At 68.5% G+C, this 15,175-nt stretch carries 12 protein-coding genes and 1 tRNA gene; 5 read left to right on the top strand and 8 right to left on the bottom strand.

What is annotated here, in order from left to right; genetic code table 11:
- The first annotated feature begins 178 nt into the window (after positions 1 to 178).
- Both recJ and HL658_RS06970 read left to right on the top strand, forming a co-directional pair.
- Entirely contained in the window at positions 179 to 1,978 is a 1,800-nt protein-coding gene (gene recJ, locus HL658_RS06975) for a single-stranded-DNA-specific exonuclease RecJ (RefSeq protein ID WP_180281188.1), read from the top strand.
- A gap of 69 nt (positions 1,979 to 2,047) precedes the next feature.
- Positions 2,048 to 2,123: transfer RNA gene (locus HL658_RS06970), tRNA-Glu, on the top strand.
- A gap of 163 nt (positions 2,124 to 2,286) precedes the next feature.
- On the opposite strand, the gene HL658_RS06965 is transcribed toward HL658_RS06970, so the two are convergent.
- Complete coding sequence (locus tag HL658_RS06965) at positions 2,287 to 3,651, bottom strand: NAD(P)/FAD-dependent oxidoreductase (protein ID WP_180281187.1); 1,365 nt, start codon at positions 3,649 to 3,651, stop codon at positions 2,287 to 2,289.
- Positions 3,652 to 3,900: 249 nt separating this feature from the next.
- On the opposite strand from HL658_RS06965, the gene HL658_RS06960 reads away from it, so the two are divergent.
- On the top strand, positions 3,901 to 4,377 hold the full coding sequence (locus HL658_RS06960; protein WP_180281186.1) for an Lrp/AsnC family transcriptional regulator: 477 nt from the start codon (positions 3,901 to 3,903) through the stop codon (positions 4,375 to 4,377).
- Positions 4,378 to 4,380: 3 nt separating this feature from the next.
- Here the strand turns inward: HL658_RS06960 and HL658_RS06955 are convergent, their stop codons facing one another.
- From HL658_RS06955 to HL658_RS06925, 7 genes are all read right to left on the bottom strand, one after another.
- The gene (locus HL658_RS06955) at positions 4,381 to 6,030 is read right to left on the bottom strand and encodes an ABC transporter ATP-binding protein (protein ID WP_180281185.1); all 1,650 of its coding nucleotides are present in this window, start codon (positions 6,028 to 6,030) and stop codon (positions 4,381 to 4,383) included.
- A complete protein-coding gene (locus tag HL658_RS06950) occupies positions 6,027 to 6,884 on the bottom strand; it encodes an ABC transporter permease (RefSeq protein ID WP_180281184.1) in 858 nt (285 codons plus the stop codon). Before HL658_RS06950 ends, HL658_RS06955 begins: the two co-directional genes overlap by 4 nt.
- The gene (locus tag HL658_RS06945; protein WP_180281183.1) at positions 6,881 to 7,831 is read right to left on the bottom strand and encodes an ABC transporter permease subunit; all 951 of its coding nucleotides are present in this window, start codon (positions 7,829 to 7,831) and stop codon (positions 6,881 to 6,883) included. Before HL658_RS06945 ends, HL658_RS06950 begins: the two co-directional genes overlap by 4 nt.
- A 102-nt stretch (positions 7,832 to 7,933) precedes the next feature.
- Positions 7,934 to 9,541, bottom strand: a complete 1,608-nt coding sequence (locus tag HL658_RS06940; protein WP_180281182.1) for an ABC transporter substrate-binding protein — start codon at positions 9,539 to 9,541, stop codon at positions 7,934 to 7,936.
- Between the two features lie 60 nt (positions 9,542 to 9,601).
- A complete protein-coding gene (locus HL658_RS06935; protein WP_211109669.1) occupies positions 9,602 to 10,330 on the bottom strand; it encodes an HAD-IA family hydrolase in 729 nt (242 codons plus the stop codon).
- Between the two features lie 262 nt (positions 10,331 to 10,592).
- Positions 10,593 to 11,969, bottom strand: a complete 1,377-nt coding sequence (locus HL658_RS06930) for an aspartate aminotransferase family protein (protein WP_180281180.1) — start codon at positions 11,967 to 11,969, stop codon at positions 10,593 to 10,595.
- A gap of 13 nt (positions 11,970 to 11,982) precedes the next feature.
- Positions 11,983 to 12,840, bottom strand: a complete 858-nt coding sequence (locus tag HL658_RS06925) for a GNAT family N-acetyltransferase (protein WP_180281179.1) — start codon at positions 12,838 to 12,840, stop codon at positions 11,983 to 11,985.
- A gap of 305 nt (positions 12,841 to 13,145) precedes the next feature.
- Here HL658_RS06925 and HL658_RS06920 point away from each other — a divergent pair, with 305 nt between their 5' ends.
- Positions 13,146 to 13,814: a haloacid dehalogenase type II gene (locus tag HL658_RS06920; RefSeq protein ID WP_180281178.1), complete on the top strand. Its 669-nt coding sequence runs from the start codon at positions 13,146 to 13,148 to the stop codon at positions 13,812 to 13,814.
- Positions 13,815 to 13,844: 30 nt separating this feature from the next.
- Positions 13,845 to 15,119, top strand: coding sequence for an NAD(P)/FAD-dependent oxidoreductase (locus HL658_RS06915; protein ID WP_180281177.1), 1,275 nt, complete (start codon positions 13,845 to 13,847; stop codon positions 15,117 to 15,119).
- Positions 15,120 to 15,175: the final 56 nt, after the last annotated feature.

Raw genomic sequence — 15,175 nt, 5'->3', positions numbered from 1 at the left:
CGATACCGGAATGGCTTTGAGATGGGCAGATTTCATGGGCGTCGCGTACGGGGGCGGCAAGGACGGACAGGCGACGCCGCTGCGCCGCAAACCGACGGCGCGGGAGGGGGGCTGACGGGCAGGGCCGCCGTCTGCTAAGCAAGCGCTTTCCGCCGCACGCGAAGGACCACCGCCCCGGATGACCGACGCTCCACGCCCGTTCCTCAACGTCGCCCGCTCCGTGACCGGCAAGCGCTGGCAGGCGCGGCCTTTCGATGAACGGCTGGCCTGGGGGCTGGCGCAGGGCCGGGGCTTGCCGGAGATCGTCGGGCGGGTGCTGGCCTCGCGCGGGGTGGGGGAGGACGGGTGCGATGTCTTCCTCAACCCGACCTTGCGCTCCTGCCTGCCCGACCCGTCGCGCTTCGTGGATATGGACAAGGCCGCGTCGCGCATCGCCGCCGCGATCATGGATGGCGAACCGGTGGCGGTCTTCGGTGACTATGACGTGGACGGCGCCACGTCAGCCGCCCTGTGGCGCCGCTTTTTCCGGGCGCTCGGCACCGACCTGCGCGTCTATGTCCCCGACCGCGTGAAGGAGGGGTACGGCCCCAACGCCCAAGCTCTGGTGCGCCTGCGGAACGAAGGCGTGCGGCTGGTGGTGACGGTGGATTGCGGGGTGTCTGCCTTCGCTGCCCTCGAAGCGGCGGCGGAGGCCGGGCTGGAGGTGGTGGTGCTCGACCACCACGCGGCCGAGCCGCGGCTGCCGCCGGCCGTCGCCGTGGTCAACCCCAACCGGCTGGACGAGGACGGCGCCTTCCGCACGCTGTGCGCAGCGGGGGTCTGCTTCCTGACCGTGGTCGCCGTCAACCGCGAATTGCGCCGTGCCGGCTTCTACGCCGACCGCCCGGAACCGCCGCTGATGGATTGGCTGGATCTGGTCGCGCTCGGCACCGTATGCGACGTGGTGCCTCTGGTCGGGCTGAACCGGGCGCTGGTGGCGCAGGGGCTGAAGGTGATGGCCCGCCGCAGCAACCCCGGCCTTGCCGCCCTGGCCGACGTGGCTGGCGTGAAGGACCGGCCGGACGCCTACCACGCCGGCTATATCCTGGGGCCGCGGGTCAACGCCGGCGGCCGTGTGGGGGAAGCGGACATGGGCGCCCGCCTGCTCTCCACCGATGATCCGGTCGAGGCCATGGACCTCGCCCGCCGGCTGGACGCCCACAACGGCGAACGGAGGCAGATCGAGCAGGTAGTCCTCGACGACGCCATGGCCCTGGTCGAGCGTCACGCGGAGGAGGACACCGGCCTCGTCTTCGTGTCGGGGGAGGGCTGGCACCCCGGCGTGATCGGCATCGTCGCCAGCCGGCTCAAGGAGCGTTTCGGTCGCCCCGCTTGCGTCGTCGCGCTCGTCCCCGGCGACGGCGGCATGATGGTGGGCAAGGCCTCCGGCCGTTCCGTGCGCGGCGTCGATCTGGGGGCCGCGGTGATCGCGGCGCGACAGGAGGGGCTGCTGCTGGCCGGCGGCGGCCATCGCATGGCCGCCGGCTTCACCGTGCGCGGCGACCGGCTGGACGACCTCCGCCGCTTCCTGGGTGAGCGGGTGGCCGAGCAGGTGGGGTCCGCCCCGTTGGTGCCGACGCTCGACCTCGACGGTGCGCTGGCCGTGGGCGGCGCCACCGCCACGCTGGTGGAGACTCTGGCGAAGCTCGGTCCTTTCGGCACCGGAAACGCCGAGCCGCGCTTTGCGCTGGCCGACGCGCGGGTGGTCCGTGCCGATGTGGTTGGAGCGAATCACGTGCGCGTCATCCTGGCCGGCAACGACGGCGCGCGCCTGAAGGGCATCGCGTTCCGGGCGCTGGACGGCGCGCTTGGGCAGGCACTTCTCCGTTCCGGCTCCGCAACGCTGCACCTGGCGGGCGTGCTGCGGGTGGATCGCTGGAACGGCAACGAGGCCGTCCAGCTCCTCATCGACGACGTCGCCCACCCGCATGGCGGCTGAGCGCCTCCCCGCAACGAAAATGCCTTGATTTCCCCCGCCGCCCCCGCTAATTCTCCGCCCGTCCACGCGGTCCCCATCGTCTAGAGGCCTAGGACACCGCCCTTTCACGGCGGCGACAGGGGTTCGAATCCCCTTGGGGACGCCAACCTTTCCAAGAACTTGGCGGAAAGCGCCTGCCCACCCCGGACAAATCCCCAACAAGCATGGGGCGGTTCGTCACGGCTCCGGCATGGCCCGCGGGAACACGACCATTGCGGCGGCATCATGAACGCTGCAGCAGGACCCCGGTCCGCCGTCCGAGCGAGAGATCAGGCCACGCAACCCGGCGTCCAGACGTTCGGGAGACCATCCCGGAAGGATGCGACGGTGCCGACGTTGAATCCGGCGAAGCGACCGGGGTGGTAGGGGCGCGGATCGACGATGGGCGACTGGTCCGTGATCAGGTCGGCGATCAGATGGCCGGCGCCGGGGCCGATGCCGAAGCCGTGACCGCTGAATCCCGCGGCGAGGATGAAGCCCGGAAGCGATGACACCTCGCCGATGGCCGGAACGCCATCGGGCGTGCTGTCGATGTAACCGGCCCAGGCGCCGGTGACCGTCGTTTCCTTCAGAGCCGGGAGCAGTTCCAGGGCCCGCCTGTGTGTCAAGCGGATGGTGCTCCGGTCGGGGGCGGGGTCCAGGATGCGGACGCGCTCCATCGGGGTCGGACCGTCCAGGGTCCATCGGTGCAGCGTCTCGTGGCCCGATCTCAGTCCGTCGATTCCGCCGGGGAGCAGACTGCGCCAACGGCGCCGGAACATCGGGAGGAATTGCGGCGCGAAGCGAAGCTGCTGCAGCGTCGGGTCGAGCCGCCCGCGCCCGCTGATCGCCAGCGTGTGGCCGCCGTCGCCGCGCCGGGTGACGGACACCGCGGCGGTGTGCAGCGCGTCGGGCAGCCCGGCGGCGGCCGACACCGACAGCACCGACGACCGGATCGATGCCAACGGGAAGCGGATGCCCAGCTGATGGCAGAAGGAGGAGGCCCAGGCGCCGCCGGCCATGACGGCGACGGAGGTCCGGATGGCTCCCTGTTCCGTGACCACCCCGCGGACCCGCCCGCCGGCGATGTCGAGGCCGCGCGCCGCGCACATCTGGTGGACCGTGCCGCCGCTCTTCATCACCGCGCGGGCCACGGCCGCTGCGGCACGGGCGGGATCGGCGATCCCGTCGGTCGGGGAGAACACGCCGCCCTTCCAGCTCCGGCCGGTGGCCCGTCCGCGTTCGGTCGCCTCGGCGCCGTTGAGCATGTGGGTGGTGACGCCGACCGAACGGGCGAAGTCGCCCCAGCGCGCCCAGCCGGCCAGCTCCTGCTCGTCGTTGCTCAGATAGAACAGGCCGCAGCGGGCGAAGCCGGTGTCCTCGCCGCTTTCGGCGGCGAAACGCTGCCAGAGATCCAGGCTCCTGGTCGCCATCGGCAACTCGCGCGCGTCTCGGTTCTGCTGACGGCACCAGCCCCAGTTGCGGCTGGACTGTTCGGCGCCGATCCGGCCCTTCTCCACCAGCGCCACCGACAAACCGCGGCGCGACAGGAAATAGGCCGTCCAGACGCCGACGATACCGCCGCCGATCACGACGGCGTCGGCGCTTTCGGGGAGACGCGGGCTGGTCTCGATGAGGTGCAGGGGAACGGGCATGAAGGCTTCTCTCCACGGACGACGCCGGGACTCTAGCGCCCTCTCGCGGCCGCGTGGGACCGGATTGGCGGGCTTGGCGGCATTTCATTCTGCCGGGACGGCGCCGGCCGATGCTTTGTTCTGCCGCGGAATACCGCTCGATCATGGACAGAATGCGGCGTCGTGCTAAGCTCCGACGACGACGGGCGTGGAATTTTGTGCTGCCGACCGGCTTTCTCCACGCCGTCCCTCGAACCGGATGGATCGTCGATGAAGCTGGACCGGATCGACATCAAGATCCTGCATCAGTTGCAGAAGAACGGGCGGATCACCAACGTCGAGCTGGCCGAGCTGGTCAACCTGTCGCCCAGCCCCTGTCTGATGCGGGTGAAGAAGCTGCAGGCGGAAGGTTACATCGAGGGGTATTCGGCCCAGATCAACGTCAGCAAGCTCGGCCAGACCTTGACGGTGTTCACCGAGATCACTTTGAAAAACCACCGCCAGGTGGACTTCGCGCGCTTCCTTGCCGCGGTCAAGAACGTCGATCAATTGCTCGAATGTCACCTGGTGTCCGGGGGCTACGACTACATGCTGAAGTTCGTAACCTCCGGCATCAGCGAGTATCAGGAGATCATGGAACGGCTGACCGATATGGACATCGGCATCGACAAGTATTTCAGTTTCGTCGTCCTGAAATCGCCCATCGTTCGGGCGCACATGCCGCTGACCAGCCTTTTCCCGCTGTAGCGGTCAGCCGCCGGACGCCGCCTGCATGCGTTCGGATTGGGGATCCAGCCCGTCGAGCCAGGTCGGATCCAGCTTCGGCACCGATGAGAAGAGCAGGCGGGTGTAGGGATGCTTGGGCTGCTGACGGGCGGACGGCGTGATCGCCTCGACCATCCGCCCGCGGTGCATCACGATGATCTCGTCACAGATCGCCTCGATCACCGACAGGTCGTGGCTGATGAAGACGTAGGACAGTCCGAGCTCCCGCTGAAGCTCCTTCAGCAGATCGACCACCGCCGCCGCCACCACGGTGTCGAGCGCCGAGGTGATCTCGTCGCACAGGATCAGCTTCGGCTCGGCGGCAAGGGCACGGGCGACGTTCACCCGCTGCTTCTGGCCACCCGACAGCTCGCCGGGGCGCCGGTGACGAAGCGCCCGCGGCAGATGGACCATGTCGAGCAGCGAGTCGATGCGGGCGTCGCGCGCCTTGCCGCGCAAACCATGGTAGAAGGTCAGGGGCCGCCCCAAAATCTGCTCGATCGATTTCGCCGGGTTCAGGGCGGTGTCGGCATGCTGGAAGACGATCTGGAGCTGGCGCAGCTGGTCGCGGCTGCGTTTGCGCGCGCTGTCCCAAAGCTCCCGGCCGTCGAACAGGATGTCGCCGCCGCAGGCCGGCAGTATGCCGGCGATGGCCCGGGCCAGGGTCGACTTTCCGCTGCCGGACTCCCCGATGATGCCGACGTTGGTGCCCTGCCTGACCGTCAGGCTCACGGATTCGACCGCGAGCACCAGCGGTTTGCCGTTGGCACCCGGTGGTCCATAGCCGACACTCAACCCATTGACGTGCAGCAGCGGGGCGTCATCGGTGAGCACCGCGCGGGCGTGTGGCGCGGGACGGAACGCATCGAGCAGCTGCCGGGTGTAGGGATGCTGCGGCCGTTCCAGGATGTCCGTGGTGGTTCCGCATTCCTGGATCTCGCCGCCCTTCAGCACGGTGATCCGGTCGGCGATCTGGGCGACCACCGCGAGATCGTGGGACACGTAGACGCAGGCGATCCGGTGTTTCCGGGTGACCGTCTTGAAGGCGCGCAGCACCTCCACCTGCGTGGTGACGTCCAGCGCCGTGGTGGGCTCGTCGAAGACGACGACCTTGGGGTCGCCGATCAGCGCCATCGCGGCGGCAAGGCGCTGGAGCTGGCCACCCGACACCTGATGCGGGTAGCGGTCGCCGATGTGATCGGGATCGGGCAGGGACAGGGCGCGGAACAGCTCGACGGCCTTGCGGCGCGCCTCCTCCGGCGGCATCAGGCGGTGGATGCGGGTCACCTCGATGACCTGCTCCATGATCGGGATGGCCGGGTTGAAGGCGGCGGCGGCGCTCTGCGGCACATAGGCGACCTTGGTGCCGCGGATGCGCGCGCGCTCCTTTTCCGGCAGTGCGGCCATATCGACGCCGTCCACCCGCACCTCGCCGCCCGCGATCCAGCAGCCCGGACGGGCGTAGCCGAGCAGGGTCATGGCGACCGTGGTCTTTCCCGAGCCGCTTTCGCCGATGAAGGCCATGACCTCGCCTTCCGCGACATCCAGGCTGACGCCCTTGATGATCGCCACCCGCCGGCCGGAATCCGTTCTCGCCTCGACCTTCAGGTCGCGGATTTGCACGATGGGGCTCATGGGGAAACGCTCCGGTCGCGGACCTTCTGGGGCAGATTGTCGATCAGCAGGTTGATGCTGATGGTCAGCGTGGCGATGGCGATCGACGGGACGATCACCGCCGGTGCCGCGAAGGCCAGGCCGCCGATGTTCTCGCGCACCAGGGCACCCCAGTCGGCGTAGGGCGGCTGCACGCCGAGCCCGAGGAAGGACAAGCCCGACAGCAGGAGCACGATGAAGACGAAGCGCAGGCCGAGGTCGGCAAGCACCGGCCCCACGATGTTGGGCAGGATCTCGGCGCCGATGAGGTAGGGCAGTCGCTCACCGCGGATGCGGGCGACCATCATGAAGTCCATGGTGTCGATGTTCACCGCCAGCGCCCGGCTGAAGCGGAAGGCGCCCGGCGTGTAGATGACCGAGAGGGTCAGGATCAGCACCGGGATCGAGGAGCCGACGGCGGCCACCACCATCAGTCCGAACAGCTTGCTGGGGATCGAATTCAGCGCGTCGAACAGGCGGCTCATCACGGTGTCCAGCGTGCCGCCGACGACCGCGGCGGTCATCCCCAACACGACGCCGGAGAAGCAGGCGATGGTCACCGCCGCCAGCGAGATGCCGACCGTGTAGCGGGCGCCCAGCAGGATGCGCGACAGCATGTCCCGGCCGAGATAGTCGGAGCCCAGCCAGAGGCCCGCGCGCATGGGGCCGAAGAAGTCGTTGTCGATGATCTCCCCCACCGGATGGGGGGCGAGGCTGTCCGCGAACAGGGCGACCACCGCCCAGAACAGGATGACCGAAAAGGCGACCAGCCCGACCGGGTTGATCCGGTAGCCGAGCCGCGACGCGAGTGGGACGGAGGCTGGTCTGGTCGTCATCGGAGCCTCGGGTTGGACAGGATGGCGATCACGTCGGCGGCGGTGACCAGGAGCAGATACCCCACGCAGAAGATCATGGCACAGGACTGGATCAACGGCAGGTCGCGGGTGGAGACCGCATCGACCATCAGCTTGGCGACACCCGGATAGTTGAAGATGGTTTCCACGATGATCACCCCGCCCAGGAGGTAGGACAGCGACAGGGCCACGGCGTTGACGATGGGGCCGAGCGCGTTCGGCAGGGCGTGGCGAAGCACGAGGCGCGATTGCGACGCTCCCTTCAACAGGGCCATTTCCACATAGGGTGTGTTCAGTGTTTCGATGACCGCGGCCCGGCTCATCCGGATCATCTGCGCCGAGACGCCGAAGGTCAGCGTGATCACCGGCATGGCGTAGACACGCAGCATCCCCATCAGCCCGTGGGCGTCACCGGTCAGGGACAGGGCCGGAAGCCAGCGCAGATAGACGGCGAACAGCAGGACCGCGGATGTCGCGATCACGAATTCCGGCACCGAGATGACGCCGACGGTCGCCACGGTGACGATCCGGTCGTAGAGCGTGCCGCGCCGCATGGCCGAGGTGATCCCCAGCGTGAGCGCCAGCGGCACCGCGATGATGGTCGTGAGCCCGGCGAGCTTGAGGGTGTTGAGCAGCCGGTCACCGATCAGGGCGGCGACCGGCATGTTGTTGGCGTAGGAGGTGCCCAACTCGCCGCGGAACAGCCCGCCGATCCATTTCAGGAAACGGAGGATCGCCGGCTCGTCGAGATTCATGGCCTTGCGCAGGCCGGCGATCGCCTCCGGGGTCGCGGACTGGCCGAGGAGGATGGTGGCCGTGTCGCCGGGGAGCATGGAGGTCGCGAAATAGACGGCGAAGGACACGATCAACAACGTGAGCGCCGCGATGAGCAGGCGGTGCAGGATCAGGGACGGGACACGAGCTTTCACGCCTCGACTCCACGGTGTGCGCGCCGCCCGGCCGGGGCGGGTGGAAAGGGCGGATGGCCGGCCGGACACCCGGACCCGAGGCCCGGGCGTCCGGTCATGGACTCAGGCGGTCAGCCAGACATACTCCGCGAACGCATACCCCATCATGCCGCCAAGCGGGTTCGGTTCAAGGCCCTTCAGCTTGTTGGTGATCGCATCGACGTTGGAGATGTAGGCGGGGATGATGGTGCCGGCCTCCTCGGCGATCATCACCTGCATGGCGTCGTAGATCTCCTTGCGCTTGGTCTGGTCGAGCGAGGCGCGGGCTTCCAGCATCATCCGGTCGAAGGCGTCCGACTTGAAGCGGCTCTCGTTCCATGGTGCGTCGGAGGCGTAGAGCAGCGAGAAGAGGATGTCGGGGGTCGGGCGCGGGTTGATGTTGCCGAAATGGATCGGCGCCTTCAGCCAGTAGTTGCTCCAGTAGCCGTCCGACGGCACCCGCTGGACGTCCAGCTTCATGCCGATGGAGGCACCCGTCGCCTGGATGATCATCGCCATGTCGATGCCGGACGCCGGGGCCTCGGAAGTGACGACGGGGATCGACTGGCCCAGCACGCCGGCCTTGTTGAACAGGAACTTGGCCTTGTCGGGGTCGAAGGGCTTGGGCTTGAGGGCGGCGTTGTGGAAGAAGTTGGCCGGGGAGACCGGCTGGTCGTTGCCGACCTCGCCAAGCCCGCGCAGGGCGGACTTCACGATCTGCTCGCGGTTGACGAGATACTTCATCCCGTCCACGAAGTCCTTCTGGTGCCCCGGCGCCATGTCCATGCGGATGTTCAGGTTGGTGTAGTTGCCCGCGGTGGTCTTGGACAACGTGAAACCATCCTTGCCTTCCACCAGCCGCAGGGAGCGCGGGTTGATCGCGGCGGCCAGGTGGATATCACCGGACAACAACGCGTTGACGCGCGCGTTGTCGTCGCTGATGGCGATGAACTCGAAGGAGTCGACGTTCGGACCCGACTTCCAGTAATTGCCGTTGCGCACACCGATCGAGCGCACGCCCGGCTCGAAGGTCTTGCAGGCGAAGGCGCCGGTGCCGTTGCCCTTGGAGAAGTCGGTCGTGCCGGCGGCCACGATCATGAAGTGGTGCATGGACAGGATGGTCGGCAGATCGGCGTTGGGGCCCATCAGCGTGACCTCGACGGTGGTCGGGTCGACCGCCTTGAAACCGGTCATCTGTGCCGCGATCTTGGCGACCTTGGACCCCACCGCCGGGTCGAGGTGGCGCTTCAGCGAGAAGACGACGTCGTCGGCGGTCAGCGTCTTGCCGTCATGGAAGGTCACGCCCTTGCGCAGCTTGATCGTCCAGGTCTTGGCGTCCTTGGTCTCGATGGACTCGGCCAGCTCCATCTGCGGCAGGCCCTTCTGGTCGAGGAAGGTCAACCGGTTGTAGAAGGAGCAGCAGCGGACATAGTCGGTGGACAGCGACGCCTTGGCGGGATCGAGCGTGTCGGCCGTGGAGGAGGACCAGCCGGAGGCCTTCAGCGCACCACCCTTCACCGGGGTTGCGGCCAGCGCCGACGAGGCGCGGCCGAACGCGACGTTGGCGGCGGCCAGCGAGGCACCGCCGGCCAGCAGCATGGTGAGCAGCTCGCGCCGGGTGGCGCCGCGCCGGATGGCGGTCTCCACCATCAGGTCGTCGCGCTTGCTCCAGTTGTGGATGCCGTTGTTCATGTCTGCCTCTCTCTGTTCGACGTTGTTTGTTGTTCGTGCCACGAGGAGTATTCCGCCGGGTCAGGCGGGAACGACCTGTCCCGCCGCCGCATCGACCGCGTCGGCCAGCCCGGCCAGCGACGTGAAGTGGTGGTCCGGGACGGTGAATTCCGCCGGTTCGATGGTGCCGCCATAGCCCGCCACGGCGTGGCGCCGCTGAATCCAGCAGTTGGTCATGCCCAGGGACCGCGACACCCCGATGTCGTGGTACTGGCTCTGGGCCACATGCAGGATGTCGTCCTTGCCGTGACCCTCACGTCCGACGAAAGCGAACACCTGCTGGAAGAAGGCGGGGTCGGGCTTCTCGGTGCCGGTATCGTCGGCGGTGAAGGCGGCGTGGAAGGGATCGCCGAGTTCACGCGAGAAATGCTCGAAGGCCCAGCGCCGGGCGTTGGTCATGGCGATCAGCCGGTAACGCTGCGCCAGCCGGGCCAGCGCCGCCTTGCTGTCGGGAAAGCCCGACCAGGACGCGGCGGAATCGCGCAGCCGTTCACCGTACCGGCGGTCGGCGGGCAGGCCGAGCCCGGGGGCGATGACGCCGTAGACCCGGACGAGATCATCGGGAAAAAGCCCGGCGTCCGTGTCGTAGCGGGCCTTGCGATAGAGGGCCAGGGCGGTTTCGCCGTCCACGGTCGTTCCCGTCTCCGCTGCGATGCCGGCAAGGCATCCCGTGATCCCACCCTCGAAATCGATCAGCGTACCGACCACGTCGAAGGTCAGGTATTTGAAGGACAACAGGCTCTTGCTCAACGCTCTGCCCCCTTGTCTTGGCGACCCCATCGGGTCCTGATCAGGTCAGGTTCAAAATCAGGCAGATGCTTCTGCCAACCTTTGATGCCTGTGCCGGCTCGGTGCCGGCCGGTCTGCCGGAGCTGGGCGGCTGTCTCCGTCCCTTGTCCGTTACAGTGTCGCTCCATGGTTTCGGGGGAGTCTCCGAAACGGATGGTTGGCACGGCAGAAAATTCCGAATCGGAGCGGGTCCACGGTATTTCGGAGCGATCGCCGGAAAGTCTCAGCGCAGCGCCCGCCGCACGTCCGGATCATCCAGCGTCTGGTCCAGCGTCCGCGCCGTTCGCTCCAGGATGGCGTCGATGTCGTCGTCGGTGCAGCAGAGCGGCGGGGCATACCCCATGACCCCGTTGCCGAACGCCCGGATCACCAGCCCGTTGTCCCACGCCCGGTCGAAGATGCGGCGCGACGGCTCGGCCTCGGCCGGCAGCGGCGTCTTGCGTTCCTTGTCGGTGACCAGCTCGATCGCGGCCAGCATGCCGCGCCCGCGCACGTGCCCGACCAGCGGATGGTCCGCCAGGGCCCGCAGACCGGCCATCAGCCGGGCGCCCGCCCGAACCCCGTTCTCCAGCAGCCCGCCCTCGTAGAGCCGCAGCGCCGCCAGCCCGACCGCGGCGCTGACGGGGTGGGCGGAATAGGTCTGGCCGTGCCCGACGGCCGCCGCTCCTGCGCCGTCCGCGATGGTGTCGTAGACCGCGTCCGACAGGAAGACGGCACCCATCGGCACATAGCCGGAGGTCAGCCCCTTGGCGGTGGTCATCAGGTCGGGGACGATATCCTCGTCGGTGCAGGCGAACAGGGGGCCGGTGCGGCCGAAACCGGTGATCACCTCGTCGGCGACGAACAGGATGCCGTGGCTGCGGCACCGCTCGCGCATGGCCTTCATCCAGCCCGGCGGCGGCACCAGCACCCCGCCCGATCCCTGGATCGGCTCGGCGTAGAAGGCGGCCACACGCTCCGGCCCGCCGACCTCGGCGATCTTGCTCTCCAGCGCGTCGAGCGAGGCGGCGATGATCGCCGCGGCGTCGGGGCCGGCCGGATTGCGGTAGACGTCGTGCGACGGAATCTTGTGCTGCCACGCGAAGGGGAGGCCGAAGCCGGCATGGAAGACGGGCAGCGCCGTCAGCCCGGCCCCCACCGCGCTGGAGCCGTGATAGCCCTGCTCGATGGAGATGAACTGGTCGCGCTGCGGCTCGCCCCGGGCGTTCCAGTAATAGCGGATGAAACGGATGGTGCTGTCGACCGCGTCGGAGCCGCCGAGCGTGAAGTAGACGTGGTTCAGGTCTCCCGGCGCGCGCTCCGCCAGCTCCGCCGCCAGCCGGATCGCCGGCTCGGAGCCGAGGCCGAAATAGCCGGTGGCGTAGGGCAGCTCCTGCAACTGCCGGGTGGCCGCGGCGATCAGGCTCTCCTGCCCGTATCCGGCGTTCACGCACCACAGGCCGGCGAAGCCGTCGACCAGCCGGTGACCGGAGGCGTCGGTGACCGCCGCCCCCTTGGCGGACGCCAGCACCCGCACACCGGCGCGCTCGTGGCCGCGGTAGGAGGCGACGGGATGCACCAGATGGGCGCGATCGAGTTCGATCAGGGAATTGCTGAGCATGGTCCTCTCCGGATCAGCCGAATGCCTGGCTGGCGAGCGCGAAAGTCGAAACGGGCGTGGCGAGCGGTGTCACGACGGGCCGCTGCATGGCCACGCCGCCACCGACATGGTCGAGGCCGCATTCGGCGAGCCACGGGGCAAGCCCGGTCGCGGCGGTGGTATCGACGCGCAGGAAGGTGCCGGCGCATTCGGTCATGAAGGGCGCCATCAGGCGTTTGGCAGCGTCGAGGTCCGGTGCCACCACCGGGCCGATCACCCGACCCCGGCCAAAGTCCCGGAGGGCTGCGAAGCCGGTGACGGCGCCGTCGGTGCGCAGCACAAGAAAGCGCCCAACCTCCGCGAACCGGTCGATCAGCTCGCCGCGGTCGGCACCGACGGCGAGCCGGTCCAGCCCGGCGATGGCGGTCCTGTCCTCCGCCGCGGCCGGCGTGACATCGGTCGGCAGCGGTGCGGGCAGCGGGCGGCATACGCCCTGGTGCTGGAGAACCCGCCCCGTCTCGCGGAAGCCGAGCCGCTCGTAGAGCGGCAGCCCGTCACGCGTGGCGACGAGCCGCAGGGGGCGTTCCCCCGCCAGCGCCATCGCGCCATCCATCAGCCGGCGGCCGAGCCCCTTTCCGCGCCAGGCCGGATCAACGATGACCATGTTGATGGTGGCGGCCTCGTCGCTGTAGGGCGTCATCAGCACCGTGCCGACCACCCGCGACCGGTCGTCCACCGCCACCAGCCCATGGCTGAGGGACAGCGCCATCGTCCAGTCTTCCGGACGGTGCGGCCATTGCTCGTGCCGGGACAGGCGCTGGGCCCCCTCCCGGTGCTCCGGTTCGAACGTCTGGAGTTCCACCGTCATTCCCTCGACGGACTGTGTGCTCATCGGCAACCCTTTCACCCGCTCCCCCAAGAGTGACGCCGTAGGCTCCGGAGGTTCGGCTGAAGGCGGTGCCGGCGGCGACATCTTCCGCCGTCGCGGTCGCGGCCCACCGCATCAAATGCCGTTACGGCCCTCGGGAGGCGCCGGCGGAGGCCGGTTGCCGGCATCAAAGCCCCAACCCTGTGCTGAACGGTGTCGAGGAAACGGAACATTCTGCTTTGCCGCCGGGCAATTCGGTCGGGGCCGCTCATCACGCGGGGCTAGGATCGTGGTGGAACGATCGATCACGCTCCCCGAAGGAAGGTCCCATGAGCCAGTTCCGTCCCAAATACGTCACCTTCGATTGCCACGGCACCCTGATCCGCTACGAAATGGCGGAGGCCGCGCGCGATCTGTACGGTTCCCGGCTCGACGAGCCGCGCATGGCGGAGTTCATCAAGAACTTCTCCGCCTACCGCCTCGACGAGATCATGGGCGACTGGAAGCCCTACGCCGAGGTCGTGCACAACGCGCTGGAGCGGACCTGCAAGCGCAACGGCGTGACCTTCCGTCCCGAGGACGCGCGGATGGTCTACGAGCGCGTGCCCACCTGGGGTCCGCATCCGGACGTGCCGGCGGGGCTCGCCAAGGTGGCCAAGGAGATTCCGCTGGTCATCCTGTCCAACGCCATGAACGACCAGATCCCGTCGAACGTCGCCAAGCTCGGCGCTCCCTTCCACGCGGTCTACACCGCCGAGCAGGCGCGTGCCTACAAGCCGCGCTTCCAGGCGTTCGAGTACATGTTCGACATGCTCGGCTGTGGGCCGGAGGACATCCTCCACTGCTCCTCGTCCTTCCGCTACGACCTGATGTCGGCCCACGATCTGGGGATCACCAACAAGGTGTGGGTCAACCGCGGGCACGAGCCGGCCAACCCCTATTACGGCTATGTCGAGATCGCGGGCATCTCCGGCCTGCCCGACGTCGTCGGCCTTTGAGGATCGACGGGTGACGAAAGGATTTCCGCGATGAAGTTCGTGTCCTATTGGCACGACACGGCCCCCGCCTTCACCGGCGGGGCCGAGGGGGACGCCTCCGGCCATTACGACGTCGCGGTCATCGGCGGCGGGTTCACCGGGCTGGGCGCCGCGCGCCAGCTGGCGAAGGCCGGCGCGCGGGTCGTCGTTCTGGAGGCCGGGACGGTCGGCAGCGGCGCCTCCGGGCGCAACGGCGGCCATCTCAACAACGGCCTCGCGCACAGCTTCCTGGCCGCCAAGGCGGAGCTGGGCACGGAGCGGGCCATCGCGCTCTACCGGGCGCTGGACCAGTCCATCGACACGCTGGAAGCGTTGATCGCCGAGGAGGGCATCGACTGCAACTTCCGCCGCGCCGGCAAGCTGAAGCTGGCCTCCAAGCCGAGGCATTTCGACGCCATCGCCCGCAACTTCGAAGCGGTGAACCGCGAGGTCGATCCCGACACCGCGCTGCTCACGCCCGAGGCGTTGAAGGCCGAGATCGGCTCGCCCTTCTTCGGGGCCATGCTGTCGCGCAAGAGCGCCATGATGCACATGGGCCGCTACGCCGCCGGACTGGCCGGGGCGGCACGGCGCCACGGTGCCGTGGTCTACGAACGGGCGCCGGTCACCGAACAGACCCGCAACGGCGACCGGCACCGGCTGGTGTCGGGCCGCGGCACCGTCACCGCCAACCAGGTCCTTGTCGCCACCGGCGCCTACACCACGCCGAATTTCGGCTATTTCCGGCGCCGGATCGTTCCGGTCGGCAGCTTCATCATCGCCACCCGGCCGCTCACCGATCAGGAGATCGCGGCGGTGGTGCCGGGCAACCGCACCTACGTCACCTCGATGAACATCGGCAACTATTTCCGCCTGTCGCCCGACCGACGGCTGATCTTCGGCGGCCGGGCGCGCTTCTCGGCGACCTCCGACCAGACATCGGATGCGATCAGCGGCGCCATCCTGCGGGCGAACCTCGCCCGCCTCTTCCCGCAGCTCGCCGGAGTCGACATCGACTATTGCTGGGGCGGGCTGGTGGACATGACAAAGGACCGCTACCCGCGCGCCGGCTATCACGACGGCGTCTGGTTCGCCATGGGCTATTCCGGCCATGGCGCCCAGCTTTCCACCCATCTCGGCATGACGCTGGCCGACGCGATCCTCGGGCGCGGCGACGCCAACCCGATGAAGGGCATGCCCTGGCCCGCGGTGCCCGGCCATTTCGGCAAGCCCTGGTTCCTGCCGCTGGTGGGTCTCTATTACAGCCTGCTCGACCGCATCCGGTAAGCCTTGCGGGGTGCGGCGCCGGCCACCGGGCCGCGCCGCGTCCCCAATCGGCCAGC

This window comes from Azospirillum oleiclasticum, from assembly GCF_013423485.1.
GTDB lineage: Bacteria > Pseudomonadota > Alphaproteobacteria > Azospirillales > Azospirillaceae > Azospirillum > Azospirillum oleiclasticum.
The sequence above is the reverse complement of the archived record's forward strand: the minus strand, read 5'-3'. Positions and strand labels throughout refer to the sequence as shown.

Coding starts and splice junctions, on each gene's coding strand:
- HL658_RS06940 (WP_180281182.1), bottom strand. CDS start 9,541: ATGAACAACGGCATCCACAACTGGAGCAAGCGCGACGACCTGATGGTG.
- HL658_RS06925 (WP_180281179.1), bottom strand. CDS start 12,840: ATGAGCACACAGTCCGTCGAGGGAATGACGGTGGAACTCCAGACGTTC.
- recJ (WP_180281188.1), top strand. CDS start 179: ATGACCGACGCTCCACGCCCGTTCCTCAACGTCGCCCGCTCCGTGACC.
- HL658_RS06960 (WP_180281186.1), top strand. CDS start 3,901: ATGAAGCTGGACCGGATCGACATCAAGATCCTGCATCAGTTGCAGAAG.
- HL658_RS06920 (WP_180281178.1), top strand. CDS start 13,146: ATGAGCCAGTTCCGTCCCAAATACGTCACCTTCGATTGCCACGGCACC.
- HL658_RS06915 (WP_180281177.1), top strand. CDS start 13,845: ATGAAGTTCGTGTCCTATTGGCACGACACGGCCCCCGCCTTCACCGGC.
- HL658_RS06950 (WP_180281184.1), bottom strand. CDS start 6,884: ATGACGACCAGACCAGCCTCCGTCCCACTCGCGTCGCGGCTCGGCTAC.
- HL658_RS06965 (WP_180281187.1), bottom strand. CDS start 3,651: ATGCCCGTTCCCCTGCACCTCATCGAGACCAGCCCGCGTCTCCCCGAA.
- HL658_RS06955 (WP_180281185.1), bottom strand. CDS start 6,030: ATGAGCCCCATCGTGCAAATCCGCGACCTGAAGGTCGAGGCGAGAACG.
- HL658_RS06930 (WP_180281180.1), bottom strand. CDS start 11,969: ATGCTCAGCAATTCCCTGATCGAACTCGATCGCGCCCATCTGGTGCAT.